Origin of the sequence: Virgibacillus sp. LDC-1, assembly GCF_030137545.1 — a bacterium.
In the GTDB taxonomy this organism is placed as follows: Bacteria; Bacillota; Bacilli; order Bacillales; family Amphibacillaceae; genus LDC-1.
Genome location: NZ_JARUVL010000004.1, coordinates 97,477 through 115,786, shown reverse-complemented (window position 1 = coordinate 115,786; position 18,310 = coordinate 97,477). Strand labels below are relative to the sequence as shown.

The window sequence follows — 18,310 nt, the reverse complement described above, 5'->3', positions numbered from 1 at the left end:
ACTATTTCACCAATTTGGAGCATAAAGAAGTCACAAGGATATTCCTCATCCCTGTGACTTTTTTGCTTATAATTGTTGAATTATTGCAGATAGTTCTGTAGCTTCTTGATCAGTTAACGGAACTAAAGGTAAGCGCACACTTCCAACATTTATTCCTCTTAGTCTTAGTGCTTCTTTTACGGGGACTGGAGATGGTGCTTGAAATAAGCTATTCATAATAGGTAGTAATCTTCGATGTAGGCTAGCCGCTTCTTGCACATTTCCTGCTTCATAAGCAGCAATCATTGCTTGCATTTCCTTACCAACGATATGAGAGGCAACCGAGACAATTCCATCTGCCCCAATTGCTAGCATTGGTAAGGTAAGTCCATCATCTCCACTGTATACTGTAAAATCATCACTTGTTTGTTCAATGATTTCTGCCGCTTGGTCCAAATCCCCACTAGCCTCTTTTACAGAAACGATATTATCAATATTACTTAACGAAATAATTGTTTCTGCATTCATTTTAACGACAGATCGGCCTGGAATATTATAAAGCATGATTGGTAACGTAGTTTCCTTTGCAATCGCACTAAAATGCGCTTCTAATCCTTTTTGGTTAGGCTTGTTATAATATGGTGCGACAAGCATAATCCCATCTACACCACACGCTTCAGCTTGTTTTGTTAACGCGATGGATGTAGCTGTATTATTACTTCCTGTACCAGCGATGACTGGTACTCTTTTATTTGCAGCAGCAACAACATGCTTAAAAAGTGCGACTTTTTCATCTGTTGATAAGGTTGGTGATTCACCTGTCGTTCCAGCCACGACCAAACCATCTGTACCATTTTCTATTAAATGGTCGACAAGCCGCGTTGTTTGATCAAAATCAATGTCCCCTTTTTCATTAAAAGGAGTTACCATCGCAGTTAATACTTTTCCAAAGTCCATTGAACAACACCTATCCTTATTATAACTTGTTTATTTTTCCTAATTCAAAGGCATCATGTAATGCATTTACTGCTTTCTTTAAATCATCCTCTTGTACAAGCACCCATATCGTTGTATGACTATCTGCTGATTGTAAAATTCGCACGCCTGCACTTGTTAACGCACGGACAATACGCGAAGCAACACCGGGAACACCAGTCATCCCTGCTCCGACCGCAGAAACTTTTGCACATTTTTCCGTCACCTCTGGATCATACCCTAACGTTTTTAAAATATGAACGGCTTTTTGTGTAAAAGCTTCCGGTACCGTATAAATAACTCCTGTTGGAGAGATGTTAATAAAGTCTACAGATATACCAGCATCAGCCATCGCCTTAAAAACATCCGATTGAAATAAATGCTCGCCTTCTTTAAACACCTTTATTTGAGTAACAGATGAAATATGGGCGATTCCAGTTATTAAACGATCCGTAATATCGACTCCAAATTCACTTTCACGAGAAGCGGTAACGAGTGTACCTCCTTCATCAGCATATGTCGATCGTACACGCATCGGAATTTTAGCTTGCATCGCAATTTCAACTGCACGCGGATGAATGACCTTTGCACCTTGATAAGCTAAATTACAAATTTCAGTATATGTCACGACATCAAGCGGACATGCAGATTCAACAACTCGTGGATCTGCTGTCATTATCCCATTTACATCAGTGAATATTTCAATACTTTCTGCTTGCACTGCAGCTCCAAGTGCGGCAGCCGTCGTATCGCTGCCACCACGTCCAATTGTTGTAATTTCGCCATCTTCTGTCTGTCCTTGAAATCCAGCTACGACAACAACATCATGTTCTTCAAAGGCGTGGTAAATTCGTTCTGGATTTACACGTTTAATTTTCGCTTGATTAAAATCATTATTCGTAATAAATCCTGCTTGTGCCCCTGTTAAAGCAATAGCCCGAATATGGTTTCGCTTCAATTCGTTTGTTAATACGACAGAAGCAATTGTTTCTCCACAAGACATGAGTAAATCAAGCTCTCTTTTTGAACTGTGATTTGCAGGAAAGTCGACTAATCCAAGTAAAGAATCTGTTGCATATGGATCTGGTTTTCGTCCTAATGCAGATACAACGACAATCAGCTTATAGTCCTTCATCAGTGCATCTTTTATATGTTTTAATACATGTTTTCTATTTTCTGCGCTTTGAACCGAAGTTCCACCAAATTTTTGAACCAAAATCTGCATGCTTACACCTCTATTTTATGTCCCAATTCTACATTTTCGTTAACCAATTATTTTTTATCGCTCGTTCTGCAATTTGTACGGTGTTCAATGCCGCACCCTTTATTAGATTGTCGGACACTACCCATAAATGAAATCCTTTTGCATTGTCCAAGTCTTTCCTAACCCTTCCTACAAATACTGCTTCTTTATTCGCAGCTGACATAGGTGTTGGATAGGTTTGTGTATTTGGATCATCCTGCAATATTACACCCTCTGCTTTCTCCAATACATTCCATAAATCGCCAACCTGTAAATCTTCTTTTTCTACCTCAATATAAATACTTTCTGCATGAGAAGTGAAAAAAGGAAGTCTAACGCAAGTTGCAGCAACCTCTAAATCATCTGCATGCATTATTTTTTTTGTTTCATTAATCATCTTCATTTCTTCAAAAGTATACCCATTCTCTTCAAATAAATCAATTTGTGGTAATGCGTTAAATGCTATTGGATAATGCTTTTTATCTCCTTTTACAGGTAAAAGCTTGGCATCCATTTCGGAATGATTCAAATATGCTTTCGCTTGCGCTTCTAGCTCGTGACAAGCCTCTGTACCAGCGCCAGATACTGCTTGATAGGTAGAAACGATAATTCGAGTTAGACCAAATGCTTCCTTAATAGGCTGCAGTGCCGCGACCATTTGAATGGTAGAACAGTTTGGATTCGCGATAATCCCTTGGTGAGTCTTAATATCTGCCTCGTTAACCTCTGGTACAACGAGCGGAACATCTTTATTCATGCGAAAAGCACTCGTATTATCTATTACTAATGCTCCGCGCTTTACTGCCTCTGGAGCCAATAGTTTTGAAACCGATCCTCCTGCAGAAAACAGAGCAATATCTATTCCTTCAAAACTACCAGGTTCCGCTTTCTCTACAACTACTTCTTCATTTCGGAATGTTATTTTCGTTCCTGCAGACCTTTCAGAGGACAACAGCTTTAATGTATCAACAGGAAAGTTTTTACGTTCTAAAAGCTCGACTATTTTTTGTCCTACCGCTCCAGTTGCTCCAACTATTGCTATATTGAATGTAGATTTTACAGCCATTTAAGCTACTCCCTTCACCTTACAATCATCTATGAGTTATCAACTATCTTTTATATTTTATCATACTACCTTTATTCCTTAAATGGAACAATAACAGGTTGCAGCTGTTTATAATTTATCGCAGCATCAATAGTTTCAGGAAGAAGTTCCATTTTAGCAACAAGTGAATTGGGCTTTTTTATTGGATCATCCTGTCCGAATGGTATCATATAAATGAATTTACTCGCCATTAGTCGCATTAAATTAACGCCATTTAAACCAAGTGCATCGTTCGTTGATATTCCGAGAACAACTGGCTTTTGATTTCTCATCGTTGCTTTAGCTGCCATTAAAGGAGGAGAATCCGTTAATGCATTAGCAAGCTTACTCATCGAATTGCCAGTTAAAGGTGCTAGAACCATGCAATCTAGTGGATTTTTCGGTCCCAAAGGTTCTGCATCGGGCATCGTCGCAATCACGTTTTTACCTGTTATTGCTTCTATCTTTTCGATATGATCTTCTGCCTTCCCAAACTTTGTATCAACGGTTCTTACAGTGTAAGAAACAATCGGTACGACCTCAGCCTTTAATTCCATTAGTCGTTCGAGCTGTGGAAAAACAGCATCATACGTACAATGAGATCCAGTTAAACCAAATCCAACCCGTTTGCCTTCTAAATTCATGGGGTAATCTCCTTTCTTCCATTCAAAATTTGAATAATAACATCGGCTAAAATTTTACCCGCTGTTTTTGGTGCAACAACTCCAGGTAAACTTCGAGCCAAAATAGCTTTAATACCACGCTGTTTAGCAAAATCAAAATCCGTTCCACCTGGTTTTGAAGCTAAATCAAATATTAAAGCATGGGACGGAAGCTGTTGAATTGCCTCTTTTGTTATGACCGGTGCGGGAATAGTATTGATTAATAAATCGCATTGCTCTGTATAATCAGGTAGGTTGTTTAACGGAATTGCCTGTAAACCCATTTCTGTAATTCTCGCTAAATCCTTTATACTACTTGCAGCTACGGATACCTTCGCACCTAAGGCTGAAAATTTATTAGCTACGGTATTGCCAACTCTGCCAAAGCCAGCAACAATAATACGAGAGGAATGGATTGTATAGTCTGTATGTTCAATAGCCATCATGATCGTTCCTTCAGCTGTAGGAATCGAATTATAAATTGCAACATCATCTCGATCCAATAATGGAATAAGTGTTGCTTTTGCATTCGCCATCATGCTATCTAAATATTGATTCGTAATTCCTGTAAAAACAACCGTCCCATAAGGCAGTCTTTCAAACCATTCTCGCCGTACATATATCTTTTGATCAGAAAAAACTGCTTCTACTTCTCCGGCTTTTTTCGTTCCCGTAATAGGTAAAATAACGACATCGAGCTTTTCTGGCTCTAAGTCATCAAAGTCCATTTTTTTCGTTCCCGTAAATCCTTGTTCTAATTTGTCATATCCAACAATGATTGTCGTAACATCGCCAAGCCCATGCAATTGACGAATCAACTCCAAGTACCTCGCATCTCCACCGATAACAGCTATTGTCTGATTCATTCGATAGAACACCCTCCAAGCAACATTCTTTTTATCATCTTACTATTTAAAAGCTTTTTCCTTATAGCTTATGATGTTTACGTTAGAGAGTGATTACATATCAAAAAAAACTGGTATCCTACTCGGGATACCAGTTTACTATTCCATCTCGATCATGATCATGTCTTCACCAATTTTTTTTATGGATCGCCAATTAATTTTAATTTCTTCTCCTTCTTTTTTGAGTCCAAACCACTTATAATTCGGAATAATAAGTGACTTTATTTGTCCAGTTTCCTCATCTATTTCTAAATCTGTTTGCCCAAGAATTCCTAATCGTGATCCATGATATACATTAACGATTTCTTTCCCACTAATATCTCTATACCGCATCGATATCCTCCTAACTAGCATCGTTAATCTATATATATGTAGCAATGAAAAAACCTATGTATATACATAGGTTAATTTTGCTTATTCGGTGCAATGATTGCAATAGAAGGGCTTTTCTCAAATACAGTTGAGAGTACACGTTGGACAGACTCCAATGTTACCGCATCTATTTCAGCAAGCATTTCGTCCATAGAACGATGTCGCTGAAGTAATAATTCATTTTTACCGTTACGACTCATTCGACTGCTGGTGCTTTCTAATCCAAGCATAAAGCCGCCTTTTAATTGTTCCTTACTATTTTTTAGTTCTTTCTCGGTCAAGCCTTCTTTTACAAAGCTTGCGATCGTTTGGTCGATTGTTTCTCGTAATAAAGGAAGCTGTTCCTTCCCTGTTCCAGCATATATTGTCAAGAGTCCATTATCTAAGAACGAAGAATGGTATGAGAAGACGGAATAAGCAAGCCCTTGCTTTTCGCGAACCTCTTGAAACAACCTTGAACTCATACTTCCACCCAAGACATTATTCATCACTGTTAAACTATAAATATCTTGATCAGAAACAGAAAAGCCTTCATACCCAATACATACATGCGCTTGCTCTGTTTCCTTATGTCTTTCGATTTGGTTGTTTATGAATGCGGGCTTAGTCAATCGTTCACTGTTACTATTTCTTGTAAACGTACCAAAATAAGCTGCTACTTTTGAAATAAATGACGTATCAACATTACCAGCTATGGATACAACGACATTGTCTGGCGTGTATTGCGCATCAATATACTGTCTTAACGTTTCTGGTGTAAACGTGGCCAATTGTTTTTCTGTGCCTAAGATTGGGAGTCCTAGTGCATGGTCTCCATATGATGCACGAGCTAACAAGTCGTGTACTAGATCGTCTGGTGTATCCTCATACATTTTAATTTCTTCATAAACTACCTTTTTTTCTCGCTCCATTTCAGATTCGTCAAACGTCGAATTGAAAAACATGTCAGCAAGAATATCTAGTGCTTCTTCTTTATGTGTATCTAAAACCTTCGCATAAAAGCATGTATATTCCTTTGATGTAAAGGCATTTACTTGACCACCAATGGCATCAAAAGCTTCTGCGATATCCTTTGCAGTTCTACTACTCGTTCCCTTAAAAAACATATGCTCAATAAAATGTGAAATACCATTTAGTGCTTCGTTTTCATTCCGTGAACCAGTTAAAACCCATATGCCAATCGTTACAGACCGAACTGAGGGGATTGTTTCTAACACTACTCGAAGTCCGTTATTACATGTATGTTTTTGTATCAAAAAAATTTCCTCCTATATACCTTCTATATATCGCGATATTATTCTATTACCTATCCTCGCTTAATAGCTTGTCAACGGTACTGATTTTATACCCTTTTTTCTTAATCTCTTGGATCATTTGATCTATGCCCTTTTCTACAGACGCAGTAGGATGCATTAAAATCATTGCTCCTGGATGCACTTTATCCATTACTCGATTCATCATAACAGAAACAGATGGATTCTTCCAATCAATCGTATCCACTGTCCACAGTATTGTTTCCATTTTTAAATTATGTGCAACTTCTACAACCGAATCGGAAAAGCTACCACTTGGAGGAGCGAACCATTTCGGTGTTTTACCGATAATTGCTTCTAAAATCTCATTTGTTTGATTGATTTGTTCTAGAATTGCCTGATTTGAAATCCTAGCCATGTCCGGATGATTATAAGCATGATTTCCAATTAAATGGCCTTCATCATCGATCATCTTTACAAAATCTGCATTTTCCTTTGCCCATTTTCCTTCAATAAAAAAGGTTGCCTTCACATTATTTTTCTTTAATTGACTTAGTATACCTGGAACATACTCCGTTCCCCACGAAACATTAATTAAAAATGCTACCATCTTCTTTTCTGGATGCCCTCGGTAAATCGGGGCTGCCGGCAAATCCTGCAAGGATACTTTCGGCGATAGTTGATCATAAACAAGAAGTTTTTCTGAGAACATGCCTTTTTTCTTCATGTTTTGATAGGATTTCGAAATATTCACCTGAAGGCCATTTCTCCCTGGCGTTTTTTTCCAAACTTTATCAATATATGCATCCTGTGGTGCTTTATTATACGTTTCAGCCTTTGCTTGAATTTCTTTATACAATGGTGCTTCTTTTTTTACAACCTGCATTGTGTTTAAAGATTGATCAAAGGATGCTGTAAAGGGATTATAATCCTCACTATATGCTGTAAAAAACAATATGGCAAACACAATTAGAGTTATTAAACCACGGAAACGTCTCATGACAACCCCCTCCTCAATGGAAGTATATGAGAGAAAAGGACAAGATATGTTCTGCATAGGAAAAGTGCATTAAAAAAGGTTCTCTGGCAAATGTGGTGGTGTGATTTTGACTCCACCATCTCTTTTACTAGATGTATATTATAACTAATACTTGTGCCTAAACCGCAGTGTATATGCTTGCATGGTCTCAGCTAATTCGGTAAAGGAAATCACTTTACCAAGTAAGTCTTCAGACGCGTGCTAGTCCTATAGGACAAGGAACGCTACTGCAGCGACACATCGCACGCAGAAAAAGTAAACGGTAAAAATGAACCACGCATTAAAATCTATTTTACCTGCATCGGTGCAATCGAAGTACAACCTATACTGATGCAAAGTTAGAAACTGCTTCACCTCCATCAGCGGAAGAACCCTACGAAGACTCCTGCAGTAAAAGTAACAACCGAAAATCCTTATTGCGACACGACAGTGGAGCAATAATAGTTGAGGTGGCGCCTGCGGAAAGCGAAGTAGGTTTCTGTAGCGAGATTGTAAGCACGTTTCAAACAGAAAAAGGCATAGCCGCAACCATTTACGACTATGCCAATTTTTAATAACAGTTGAATCACTACTCCCAAAAGTTAGTTTCACTCTAACTTTTCTTACTACCAGTCAAGTGGTTGGTGTATCGAATGCGTGTATTTTTTTTTGCTTCTATTGAATCCCTGATAGAAAAGAGGCACTATCATACTTAGCATAGAGCCATAAAAAACAAAAAGAAACTGGTATTCCAGCTTCTTCTACTCTAAATCAATTTAGATTGCTTATTTACCTTCATTTTGTTCCTTTAGGACAGCTTTACGTGAGAGATTTACTCGGCCTTGGTGGTCTACTTCCTTTACCTTAACCATTATTTCATCCCCAAGCTTTACAACGTCCTCCACCTTATTCGTTCTTTCCTCTGCAAGCTCGGAAATATGAACAAGTCCGTCTTTTCCTTTAAACAATTCTACGAATGCACCAAATTTTTCTATCCGTTTTACTTTTCCTAAATAAATTTGGCCAACTTCAACTTCTCGTACAAGATCTTCAATGATTTTTTTCGCTTTTTCATTCATGTCCGTATCTGTAGAGGAGATGAATATTCCACCATCTTGCTCGATGTCAATTTTAACGCCAGTTTCATCAATAATTTTATTAATTTGTTTTCCACTTGGTCCAATAACATCACGGATTTTATCAGGATTGATATGCATCGTTAATATTTTTGGAGCATATTGAGAAAGCTCTACTTTTGGCTCTTTAATTGTTGCAAGCATGGATTCTAATATTTGCATGCGTCCTACTTTAGCTTGTGTTAGTGCTTCTGTTAATATCTCTCTTGATAATCCATCAATTTTAATGTCCATCTGGAGTGCTGTTACACCGTTAGCAGTACCAGCAACTTTAAAGTCCATATCTCCTAAAGCATCTTCCATTCCTTGGATATCAGTAAGTATCGTATAATCGTCTCCTGATTTCACAAGTCCCATCGCAATCCCAGCGACTGGTGCTTTAATCGGAACACCTGCATCCATCATTGCTAATGTGCTTGCACAAATACTTGCTTGAGATGTTGAGCCATTAGATTCAAGTACTTCTGATACAAGACGTATCGTATAAGGGAAATCTTTGTCAGATGGTACTACTTTCTCTAGTGCTCTTTCTCCTAAAGCACCATGACCGATTTCGCGACGACCCGGTCCTCGGATTGGTCCAGTTTCACCAACACTATATTGTGGGAAATTATAATGATGCATAAATCGTTTTGATTCCTCTAAATCTAAGCCATCTAATATTTGCACATCTCCTAGTGCACCTAGCGTACAAATGCTCAATGCCTGTGTTTGACCACGCGTAAACAAACCTGAACCATGTGTTCTTGGGAGCACACTGATTCTAGAAGATAGTGGACGAATTTCATCTGGTTTACGCCCATCTGGACGAACCTTTTCTTTTGTAATGAGGCGACGCACTTCTTCTTTTACAATGCGGTCTAACACTGCTTTTACTTGCTTGATTGTTGCTTCTTCTTCCGCTTCATAAGCTGCTAATACCTCTTCTTTTACCGTATTAATAGCAGCTTCTCTAGCATGCTTTTCTTTTACTTGAATCGCAGTAATTAATTTATCTTTTGCCGCAGCATCAATTTGATCTGATAAAGCTTGCTCTACATCAAACAGCTTAACTTCCATTTTTTCTTGTCCAACCGCTTGAATAATCTCTTCTTGGAAAGCTACGAGACGCTTGATTTCTTCATGTCCAAACATAATTGCTTCTAACATGATTTCTTCTGGCACTTCATCTGCACCAGCCTCAACCATATTTATTGCATCCTTTGTTCCTGCCACAGTTAGATCAATATCACTTTGCTCTTCTTGTTCGATGGAAGGATTAATAATAAACTCTCCATTTACTCTTCCTACATGAACCCCAGCAATCGGTTCTGAGAAAGGAATGTCAGAAATGCTCAATGCGATGGAAGAACCAATCATTGCAGCGATTTCGCTAGAACAATCTTGATCAACACTCATTACCGTACTAATTACTTGTACTTCATTACGGAATCCGTCGGGGAATAAAGGACGAATTGGTCTATCGATTAAGCGTGATGCTAAAATCGCTTTTTCGCTTGGTCGCCCTTCTCGCTTAATAAATCCACCAGGGATTTTTCCTACTGCATAAAGTCGTTCTTCATAGTTCACCGTTAATGGAAAAAACGGTAAATCCTTCGGTTCCTTTGAAGCTGTTGCAGCAGCTAGCACTGCTGTATCGCCATAATGGACCATACATGCACCGTTTGCTTGTTTTGCTAGTTCTCCAATTTCTACATTAAATTTTTTTCCGGCGATTTCTGTGGAAAAAACTTTTTTTCCTTCTGCCATAAATAGTTGAACTCCTTTCAAAAAACATTCTAAATTCTATTTTATAGTTTCCTTTGTTGCATGTAAATTTTATGTATGTGAATCAGTGTGAAGCATTTTGATTATCATAACTTTTAGCTCTCGTACGAAAAAACAGTTCCTATATCGTAAACTGTCCGTCAATTACAGTATTCCTACATCAATCATAATCCATTCTCAACATTGCATGGAAGACACATAGCAAGAAGAAAGTAGAAACCCGGAGCTTGACGAGGACTTTTGATGAGATCATAAGCAAATGCCTTCACTGTGTTCGCACCACAATCATTTCTTTCAATTGTAAAAAAAAGCAGGATTTCTCCTGCTTTTTCCATCATTTTATCGACGTAAACCAAGTCGTTTAATTAGTTCGCGGTAACGAGTAACATCTTTATTACGTAGATAAGTTAACAAGTTACGACGTTTACCAACCATCTTCATTAAACCACGGCGTGAATGGTGGTCTTTTTTATGAACACGTAGATGCTCATTAAGTGTTGTGATTTCTTCCGTTAGTACAGCAATTTGTACTTCTGGAGAACCAGTGTCGTTTTCATGAACCTTGTATTCATTGATGATTTCATTCTTACGTTCCTTCGTGATAGCCATATGGCTCACCTCCTAGTAATTTTTCATATCCCCAGTTCCCTAGCAAACGCCGGAGTTGCAATTTGCCAAGCAAACGGTTTTACGTTCTTAAGATTACATGTTTTTCATTAAAATTGCAAGTACAAAGAATAGATTTCGTGATATTTTTATTTCCTTTGCTATACACGATGGGGAAGCTCTGAAAAATAGTTGCGAATTACGGCTTCATCATTTTTCATTTGCTTGATTAACCCATCAACTGTCGTGAATTTCTGTTCATCTCGAATAAAACGGAACCATTGTAATTGTAATTCTTCTCCATACAAATCATTATTATAATCGAATATATAAACTTCTAAAGATAAGGAATCTCGATTCTCTGTAAATGTTGGATTCGTACCGAGACTGGCCATTCCCTCATAGCTTTCATTCTTATAGCTGACTTTTACTGCGTAAATTCCCGGCTTAGGCAACAAAGCCGCATCATTTACTTTTAAATTTGCTGTTGGAAAGCCTAATGTTCGACCCCGTTTCTCTCCATCAACAACCATTCCATATAAAGAAAGAGGTCTGCCAAGTAATTGCGCAGTTTTTTCCATATCTCCTGCTGCAAGGAAGCTTCGAATACGAGTGGAGCTTATTTTCTCCTTATCCATTTCAACCTTTGTGATCGTAGAATAGGTAAAATGATTATCTGCATATTCCTTCATATCTTCCATTGTACCTTGTCCTCGATGTCCATATGTAAAATCAAATCCAGCAACAAGATGCTTAATATGCAGTCCGATAATAAAATGATCAATAAACGCTTTTGGTGATAAGGAAGAAAGTTCCTTGTTAAAGGTAATAATATAGAAACGATCCACACCAAGGCGCTGTAAAATCTCTTGTTTTTCACGGAGTGGTGTAATATATTTTACATCTTCTCGTCCTGCTTTCAAAACAACAGATGGATGTGGAAAAAAAGATATGACAGCACTCTCCATCTCTCGCTTCTTTGCTTCATCGACAGCTGCTTCGATAACCTGTTGATGCCCAAGATGAACACCATCAAAAAAACCAATTGCTGCAACTGTTTTTGGTAATGCCTCTAGGTTTAATGTATGCGGATACGTTAATTCAATTGTTCGCAATTTCTTCACCTACACTTTATCTATCCGTTAAACACACGTACAGGCTTTATCTGATCGGGTTTCTCCGGATGGTTTTGATAGATTGCCAATAATGTTTCATCATATATGACAGCAAACGGGTCAGTGTTTAATGCCTTTTCTGGCGTGGTTAGCTTTTGTCCATTCTGCACTTTTTGCTTTGTTTCAAGATCCACATGTAGTTTATCTAAATGCTGAATACCTTTTAGAATTGGCTGCAATAAATCTTGTTCAATACCTAAGCTTACTGCTTCTTCTATCTGAGAAAATGTCACGGTATTCTCTTTAGAAAATGCTCCTGTTTCCATTCTTACTAAGTCGTGCATATGGGCTGGATAACCAAGCTCGCCTCCAATATCAACACAAAGTGTACGTATATAGGTCCCCTTTGAACAAATCACCTCGATTTTAATCGAGCTTGGGGCTTTATAATTGATCAGCTTTATGTCATAAATGATGACTTCTCTCACTGGACGTTCTACTTGAATATTTTGTCGAGCATATTCATACAGTTTTTTTCCGTTTACCTTTACCGCAGAATACATTGGTGGGACTTGTTTAATTCTACCCATAAATGATTGTAGCACATTTTCAATATCCTGTTTAGAAGGTGGATTAATAATTGGCTTATTTTCGATTATTTCTCCATGGGCATCCTCTGTTTCCGTCGCAGTACCAAGTTGTATTTCAGCGATGTATCTTTTTTTTGTATCCGTTAAAAATGGAACAATTTTTGTCGCTTGCCCAATACATATCGGTAATACACCTTCTACCTCGGGGTCTAAAGTGCCCGTATGACCTACTTTTCTCGTCCGTAATAACCTTCTTATTTTCATGACACAATCATGGGATGTCATGCCTCTTGGCTTCCAAAGTGGTAAAATACCATCCATTGATTTTCCTCCAATGCTATCTAAAGCCGCTCCATATGGAAAAATCCGACTCACAATAAAGGTGAGTCAGATTTATGCTAGCTAATTTTCAATTACTAGTTGTTTAAGTCGCGTAAAATCGACTCAATATGATTACCATATTCAAGTGCTTCATCAAATTCAAAGGTTAGCTCAGGTGTTTTGCGCAACCGAATTCGTTTTCCAATTTCTGAACGAATAAACCCTTTTGCTTTTGCAAGACCTAATAACGTATCGTGCTTTTGCTTTTCATCACCTAATACGGAAATGAAAATTTTTGCCTGTTGCAAATCACCTGTTACCTCAACATCCGTAACAGTTACGAAGCCTACTCGAGGATCCTTGATTTTTCGACCAAGAATTTCCCCAAGCTCCTTTTTCATTTGCTCTGCAATTCGATTGGCTCGTATATTACTCATTAAATTCACCTCATTGTAAGAAAGCCACTATAAGCGTGCAATATTGGTAATCGTACGTTCCATTTCAGCGTATGAATCAATGACGCGCAGTACATCATGTATTACTTTCTCAGCATGAACATAATCATTGGATATCGTTACGATGCCAAGCTTTGTTCGTTGCCAAAGGTCGTGGTAATCCAACTCTGTAACAGATACATTAAAATCTTTACGGATTTTATTGATCAAACGTTTTAAAACAGAGCGCTTTTGCTTTAACGAATTTCCTTCATACATGATGCACTCAACCTCTAAAAAGAGAATCATTGTCGTTCGATTTCCTCCATTACAAACGCTTCAATAACGTCGCCTTCTTTAATATCATTGAAATTTTTGATTGTGATTCCACATTCATAGTTTTGCGCTACTTCTTTCACATCATCCTTAAAACGCCTTAAAGCATCGATTTCTCCCTCAAACAAAACGACTCCGTCTCGAATAAGGCGTACTCCCGCATCACGTGTGATTTTTCCATCAGTAACATAGCTTCCAGCAATTGTACCAATTTTAGATACTTTGAACGTTTCGCGGACTTCTGCTTGACCTATTACTTTTTCAGCATATTCTGGATCAAGCATTCCTTTCATTGCTGCCTCAATTTCCTCAATCGCTTTATAAATAACACGATGAAGACGAACATCAACATTTTCTGATTCAGCAGCTTTTTTCGCATTCACATCAGGTCGTACATTAAAACCAATTACAATCGCATTTGAAGCAGAAGCTAAAATAATGTCGGATTCCGTAATCGCTCCTACGCCTGTATGAATAATTTTTATATTAACGCCTTCAACATCTATTTTTTGCAAGGATGAAGCAAGTGCTTCAGCAGATCCTTGAACATCTGCTTTAATAATGATATTAATTTCCTTCATTTCTCCCTGCTTAATTTGTTCAAATAAATCATCCAAGCTAACTTTTGTTTGTTCGCTACGATTTTCTTGGATTTGCTTTTGTTGACGAGCTTCTCCAACTTGACGCGCTTTTTTCTCATCTTCAAAAACGAGGAAGCGATCCCCTGCTTGTGGAACATCATTTAATCCAGTAATTTCAACAGGTGTTGATGGTCCCGCTTCTTTCACGCGCTTACCAATATCATTCACCATTGCGCGCACACGGCCATACGTACTACCAACAACGATGGAATCTCCAACCTTTAACGTTCCATTTTGAACGAGTAAAGTAGCAACAGAGCCTCTTCCTTTATCAAGCTGTGCTTCAATTACTGTTCCAAGTGCGCTTCTGTTTTCATTTGCCTTCAATTCCTCTACTTCAGAAACAAGTAAAATCATTTCTAACAAATCGTCAATACCTTCGCGTTTAATAGCAGATAAATTAACAAAGATTGTACTGCCGCCCCAATCCTCTGGAATGAGCTGATGCTCCGTTAACTCTTGCATCACACGATCTGGATTTGCTGTTTCTTTATCCATTTTATTTACAGCGACAATGATCGGTACCTCTGCCGCTTTTGCGTGATTAATCGCTTCAACTGTCTGAGGCATAACACCATCATCAGCAGCCACAACAAGTATCGCGATATCCGTGATTTGAGCTCCACGTGAACGCATACTTGTAAAAGCAGCGTGACCTGGTGTATCTAAGAAAGTAATCTTTTTACCTTCTCTTTCAATTTGATATGCGCCAATATGCTGGGTGATTCCGCCTGCTTCTCCTTCAGTTACCTTCGTATGACGAATGGCATCAAGCAAGGTTGTTTTTCCATGGTCAACGTGACCCATTATCGTTACGATTGCAGGACGTTCTTTTAGTTGATCTTCATCGTCTTCAACGATATATTTATCAAGATCTGTATCCTCTAGGATAATCTCTTTTTTAGCTTCCACTTCAAACTCTGCACAAATTAATTCAATGGCATCATCATCTAGGTCTTGATTTTTAGTCGCCATCACGCCGAGAAACATCAATTTTTTAATAATTTCTGAAGCGTCCTTGTTCAGCTTTTCTGCAAGCTCGCTTACGGTAAGGGTACCGTGATATACAATTTCCTTCGGTGTTTCTTTTACTACCGACTGCTTCGTTGAAACGTTATTTCCCTTATTCCCTTTATTACCTCGTTGTTTATGCTTTCGATTATCATTTTGTCTATTGCCCTGATGCTGTGGTTTTTGCTTTCCTTTATTTGCTTTGTCTGTTCGTGGCTGTGTTCCTTGATTTTTAGGTTTTCCTTCTTGCTTGGATCCTTTTTGCCCACTCGTTTTTGCAGATTCAGAATCCTTCTTTTCACTCGCTTTTTTCTCATCTGCTTGCTTAAATTTATTATCTAATTTTGTAATCACATCAGGTGTAATGGTTGACATGTGGTTCGTAACCTCAAAGTTGATTTCATTTAAAAAATTAATAACATCCTTACTTGCGATATTGTTTTGTTTTGCATATTCATATATACGCATTTTACTCATACGTTCACCCCCGAATTTAATTGCCGAGTAACGAAATTAATTTGTTTGCAAATCCTGTATCTAAAATTGCAATTGCTACTCTTTGTGATTTGCCAATCGCATCAGATAGTGCATGTCTATCTTCCTCTACGATTAAACAAGGTATATGATAAGTTTGACATTTATCTGTCAGCTTCTTCTTCGTTTGTGGTCCGATATCGTTTGCCAGCAATACGAGTTTTGCTCGTTTTTTTTGGATATCCTTAACAATTTGTTCTTCCCCAAGGGAACATTTCCCTGCACGAAGCGCTAAACCTAACAAATTCAAATAGTTCGTTTTCATACGTTTTTACCAACAAGGCTTCGTAAATCATCATAGATAGTTGGAGAAATATCGGCCTCTAAATGACGCGCAAGTATTTTCGTTTTTTCCGCTTCTTCAATAACCGCTAGCTCATTCGAAATATATGCTCCTCGTCCGTTTTTCTTCCCGGTAGGATCAACAAATACTTCTCCGTCCTTTGTACGAACGATTCGAATCAATTCCTTCTTTGGTCTCATTTCATTGGTTACTACACATTTTCGTAATGGAACTTTTCGCTTCTGGACCAATTAAATCCCTCCTCATTCAAAAAGATCTTCCTGAATGTCAGCATCTTCTTCGCCTTCTTGGAGCAGTCCTTCTTCACGAGCCTCTGATTCACTCTTAATATCAATTTTCCACCCTGTTAATTTAGCTGCTAAGCGGGCGTTTTGTCCGCGCTTTCCAATTGCTAGGGATAATTGATAATCTGGAACAATAACGGTAGTCGCTTTTTCATCCTCATTTACAATAACCTTCACTACTTTTGAAGGACTTAAAGCATTCGATACATAAATGACTGGATCCTCTGACCACTCTACAATATCGATTTTTTCGCCTTTTAATTCATTGACAATTGCTTGTACGCGTTGTCCTTTTTGTCCAACACAGGAACCAACTGGATCAACTTCAGTGTCTTCAGCATAAACGGAAATTTTAGAACGATCACCTGCTTCACGTGCAACTGATTTAATTTCCACTGTGCCATCAAATATTTCAGGTACTTCCATTTCAAATAAACGCTTTAAAAGCCCTGGATGCGAACGAGAGATATAAATTTGCGGTCCCTTACTCGTATTTTCTACTTTCGTAACATAAACCTTTAACCGATCATGTACTAGATATTCTTCTGTAGGCATTTGCTCGGCTTCTGCAAGCTTTGCTTCGATCTTCCCAAGATTTACATATACGAATCGTGGATCTTTTCGTTGGATAATTCCTGTCATAACATCATCTTCACGGTCCGCATATTCACTGAAAATAACGCCACGCTCTGCTTCACGAACACGTTGTGTCACCACTTGTTTTGCTGCTTGTGCTGCAATACGTCCAAAATCTTTCGGCGTTACCTCTACCTCAATTACATCCTCGATTTCATAATTAGGATCAATTGCTTTTGCTTCCTCTAAGGTTATTTCCTGCTGATTATCTTCTACTTCTTCAACAATTGTCTTACGTGAAAACACGCGCATTTTTCCTGATTTTTCATCTAAATCGACACGTACATTTGTAGCTGATTTAAAATTCTTTTTATACGCGGAAATTAACGCCGCTTCTAATGCCTCTAATAATATTTCTTTATCGATGCCTTTTTCTTTTGCTAATGATTCAATTGCATCAAACAGTTGACTGCTCACCTTTTATTCCCCCTTTAAAATACAACTGCCAGTCTTGCTTTTGCTATTTTATCAAAAGGTATCTCTACCTTTTTCTTCCGTGTTTTTACTTTGTATTCAATCGTTGCTACATCATTTACAAAGGCTAAAAGTGTTCCTTCATATTCTTTTTCACCATCAATGGGTTCATATAATTTAACAAAAATATGATCGGCAATATGCTTTTGGAAATCCTCTTTTGTTTTTAATGGTCGTTCTACTCCTGGCGAGGATACTTCTAGGAAATAAGCTTCCTTAACAGGATCTGCCTCGTCGAGCTTTTCACTTAATCGTTCTGATACTTCTCCACATTCCATAATATCGATACCACCAACTTTATCGATATACACACGCAAGAACCAATTTTTTCCTTCTTTTACATATTCAACGTCCACTAATTCTAGATTTTTTTCATCCAAAATAGGTTGAACCAATTCCTCGGTTGTCTTGACAACATGTGAGCTCAAAACCCATCCTCCTTTTTTTGTGTAATTAATTTGTTGTTATTATTATTGCCGATTTTCATCGTTTCATTTGAACTGGAACCCAATTAGATGTGCTTTTAAATGGCATTCCCAAAATGCTATCAATATAAAACCCTTGCCAAAATCGATGGGCAAGGGAGAAATCTGACGCATGATGGGTGATAGTATGAAGAAAGAGTGGGCG

The 18,310-nt window shown here is 38.1% G+C and carries 19 protein-coding genes; all 19 read right to left on the bottom strand.

All coding sequences use genetic code 11. The features are described 5' to 3' along the window. Nucleotides 1-66 precede the first annotated feature (66 nt). Nucleotides 67-936 (bottom strand): 4-hydroxy-tetrahydrodipicolinate synthase, encoded by an 870-nt coding sequence (gene dapA, locus QBK89_RS05390; protein ID WP_284140005.1) that lies wholly within the window; start codon nt 934-936, stop codon nt 67-69. 19 nt (nt 937-955) lie between these two features. Then, on the bottom strand, nt 956-2,179 hold the full coding sequence (dapG, locus tag QBK89_RS05385) for an aspartate kinase (protein ID WP_284140004.1): 1,224 nt from the start codon (nt 2,177-2,179) through the stop codon (nt 956-958). Nucleotides 2,180-2,207: 28 nt separating this feature from the next. Further along, the gene (asd, locus tag QBK89_RS05380) at nt 2,208-3,263 is read right to left on the bottom strand and encodes an aspartate-semialdehyde dehydrogenase (RefSeq protein ID WP_284140003.1); all 1,056 of its coding nucleotides are present in this window, start codon (nt 3,261-3,263) and stop codon (nt 2,208-2,210) included. A gap of 71 nt (nt 3,264-3,334) precedes the next feature. Continuing rightward, nucleotides 3,335-3,925, bottom strand: a complete 591-nt coding sequence (dpaB, locus tag QBK89_RS05375; protein WP_284140002.1) for a dipicolinate synthase subunit B — start codon at nt 3,923-3,925, stop codon at nt 3,335-3,337. Then, on the bottom strand, nt 3,922-4,809 hold the full coding sequence (gene dpaA, locus QBK89_RS05370; protein ID WP_284140001.1) for a dipicolinic acid synthetase subunit A: 888 nt from the start codon (nt 4,807-4,809) through the stop codon (nt 3,922-3,924). Before dpaA ends, dpaB begins: the two co-directional genes overlap by 4 nt. A 138-nt stretch (nt 4,810-4,947) precedes the next feature. Next, the gene (locus QBK89_RS05365) at nt 4,948-5,181 is read right to left on the bottom strand and encodes a YlmC/YmxH family sporulation protein (protein WP_284140000.1); all 234 of its coding nucleotides are present in this window, start codon (nt 5,179-5,181) and stop codon (nt 4,948-4,950) included. A gap of 71 nt (nt 5,182-5,252) precedes the next feature. After that, nucleotides 5,253-6,476: a M16 family metallopeptidase gene (locus QBK89_RS05360; RefSeq protein ID WP_284139999.1), complete on the bottom strand. Its 1,224-nt coding sequence runs from the start codon at nt 6,474-6,476 to the stop codon at nt 5,253-5,255. 46 nt (nt 6,477-6,522) lie between these two features. Next, complete coding sequence (locus QBK89_RS05355; RefSeq protein ID WP_284139998.1) at nt 6,523-7,473, bottom strand: polysaccharide deacetylase family protein; 951 nt, start codon at nt 7,471-7,473, stop codon at nt 6,523-6,525. Nucleotides 7,474-8,276: 803 nt separating this feature from the next. After that, nucleotides 8,277-10,376 (bottom strand): polyribonucleotide nucleotidyltransferase, encoded by a 2,100-nt coding sequence (gene pnp / locus QBK89_RS05350; RefSeq protein WP_284139997.1) that lies wholly within the window; start codon nt 10,374-10,376, stop codon nt 8,277-8,279. A gap of 357 nt (nt 10,377-10,733) precedes the next feature. Next, nucleotides 10,734-11,003, bottom strand: coding sequence for a 30S ribosomal protein S15 (rpsO, locus tag QBK89_RS05345; protein ID WP_284139996.1), 270 nt, complete (start codon nt 11,001-11,003; stop codon nt 10,734-10,736). A 158-nt stretch (nt 11,004-11,161) separates the two neighbouring features. Next, entirely contained in the window at nt 11,162-12,115 is a 954-nt protein-coding gene (locus QBK89_RS05340; protein ID WP_284139995.1) for a bifunctional riboflavin kinase/FAD synthetase, read from the bottom strand. A 20-nt stretch (nt 12,116-12,135) separates the two neighbouring features. Beyond that, the gene (gene truB / locus QBK89_RS05335; RefSeq protein WP_284139994.1) at nt 12,136-13,026 is read right to left on the bottom strand and encodes a tRNA pseudouridine(55) synthase TruB; all 891 of its coding nucleotides are present in this window, start codon (nt 13,024-13,026) and stop codon (nt 12,136-12,138) included. Between the two features lie 95 nt (nt 13,027-13,121). Then, entirely contained in the window at nt 13,122-13,463 is a 342-nt protein-coding gene (gene rbfA, locus QBK89_RS05330; RefSeq protein ID WP_284139993.1) for a 30S ribosome-binding factor RbfA, read from the bottom strand. Nucleotides 13,464-13,490: 27 nt separating this feature from the next. Beyond that, entirely contained in the window at nt 13,491-13,769 is a 279-nt protein-coding gene (locus QBK89_RS05325) for a DUF503 domain-containing protein (protein ID WP_284139992.1), read from the bottom strand. Next, on the bottom strand, nt 13,766-15,925 hold the full coding sequence (gene infB / locus QBK89_RS05320; RefSeq protein WP_284139991.1) for a translation initiation factor IF-2: 2,160 nt from the start codon (nt 15,923-15,925) through the stop codon (nt 13,766-13,768). The genes QBK89_RS05325 and infB overlap by 4 nt, the downstream gene beginning before the upstream one ends. 16 nt (nt 15,926-15,941) lie before the next feature. Further along, on the bottom strand, nt 15,942-16,247 hold the full coding sequence (locus QBK89_RS05315; RefSeq protein WP_284139990.1) for a L7Ae/L30e/S12e/Gadd45 family ribosomal protein: 306 nt from the start codon (nt 16,245-16,247) through the stop codon (nt 15,942-15,944). Beyond that, nucleotides 16,244-16,516, bottom strand: coding sequence for an RNase P modulator RnpM (gene rnpM, locus QBK89_RS05310; protein WP_284139989.1), 273 nt, complete (start codon nt 16,514-16,516; stop codon nt 16,244-16,246). The genes QBK89_RS05315 and rnpM overlap by 4 nt, the downstream gene beginning before the upstream one ends. Nucleotides 16,517-16,528: 12 nt before the next feature. Beyond that, nucleotides 16,529-17,623, bottom strand: coding sequence for a transcription termination factor NusA (gene nusA, locus QBK89_RS05305; RefSeq protein ID WP_284139988.1), 1,095 nt, complete (start codon nt 17,621-17,623; stop codon nt 16,529-16,531). 14 nt (nt 17,624-17,637) lie between these two features. Further along, nucleotides 17,638-18,108, bottom strand: a complete 471-nt coding sequence (gene rimP / locus QBK89_RS05300; RefSeq protein ID WP_284139987.1) for a ribosome maturation factor RimP — start codon at nt 18,106-18,108, stop codon at nt 17,638-17,640. Nucleotides 18,109-18,310: the final 202 nt, after the last annotated feature.

Coding starts and splice junctions, on each gene's coding strand:
- dapA (WP_284140005.1), bottom strand. CDS start 936: ATGGACTTTGGAAAAGTATTAACTGCGATGGTAACTCCTTTTAATGAA.
- dapG (WP_284140004.1), bottom strand. CDS start 2,179: ATGCAGATTTTGGTTCAAAAATTTGGTGGAACTTCGGTTCAAAGCGCA.
- asd (WP_284140003.1), bottom strand. CDS start 3,263: ATGGCTGTAAAATCTACATTCAATATAGCAATAGTTGGAGCAACTGGA.
- dpaB (WP_284140002.1), bottom strand. CDS start 3,925: ATGAATTTAGAAGGCAAACGGGTTGGATTTGGTTTAACTGGATCTCAT.
- dpaA (WP_284140001.1), bottom strand. CDS start 4,809: ATGAATCAGACAATAGCTGTTATCGGTGGAGATGCGAGGTACTTGGAG.
- QBK89_RS05365 (WP_284140000.1), bottom strand. CDS start 5,181: ATGCGGTATAGAGATATTAGTGGGAAAGAAATCGTTAATGTATATCAT.
- QBK89_RS05355 (WP_284139998.1), bottom strand. CDS start 7,473: ATGAGACGTTTCCGTGGTTTAATAACTCTAATTGTGTTTGCCATATTG.
- pnp (WP_284139997.1), bottom strand. CDS start 10,376: ATGGCAGAAGGAAAAAAAGTTTTTTCCACAGAAATCGCCGGAAAAAAA.
- rpsO (WP_284139996.1), bottom strand. CDS start 11,003: ATGGCTATCACGAAGGAACGTAAGAATGAAATCATCAATGAATACAAG.
- truB (WP_284139994.1), bottom strand. CDS start 13,026: ATGGATGGTATTTTACCACTTTGGAAGCCAAGAGGCATGACATCCCAT.
- rbfA (WP_284139993.1), bottom strand. CDS start 13,463: ATGAGTAATATACGAGCCAATCGAATTGCAGAGCAAATGAAAAAGGAG.
- QBK89_RS05325 (WP_284139992.1), bottom strand. CDS start 13,769: ATGATTCTCTTTTTAGAGGTTGAGTGCATCATGTATGAAGGAAATTCG.
- infB (WP_284139991.1), bottom strand. CDS start 15,925: ATGAGTAAAATGCGTATATATGAATATGCAAAACAAAACAATATCGCA.
- QBK89_RS05315 (WP_284139990.1), bottom strand. CDS start 16,247: ATGAAAACGAACTATTTGAATTTGTTAGGTTTAGCGCTTCGTGCAGGG.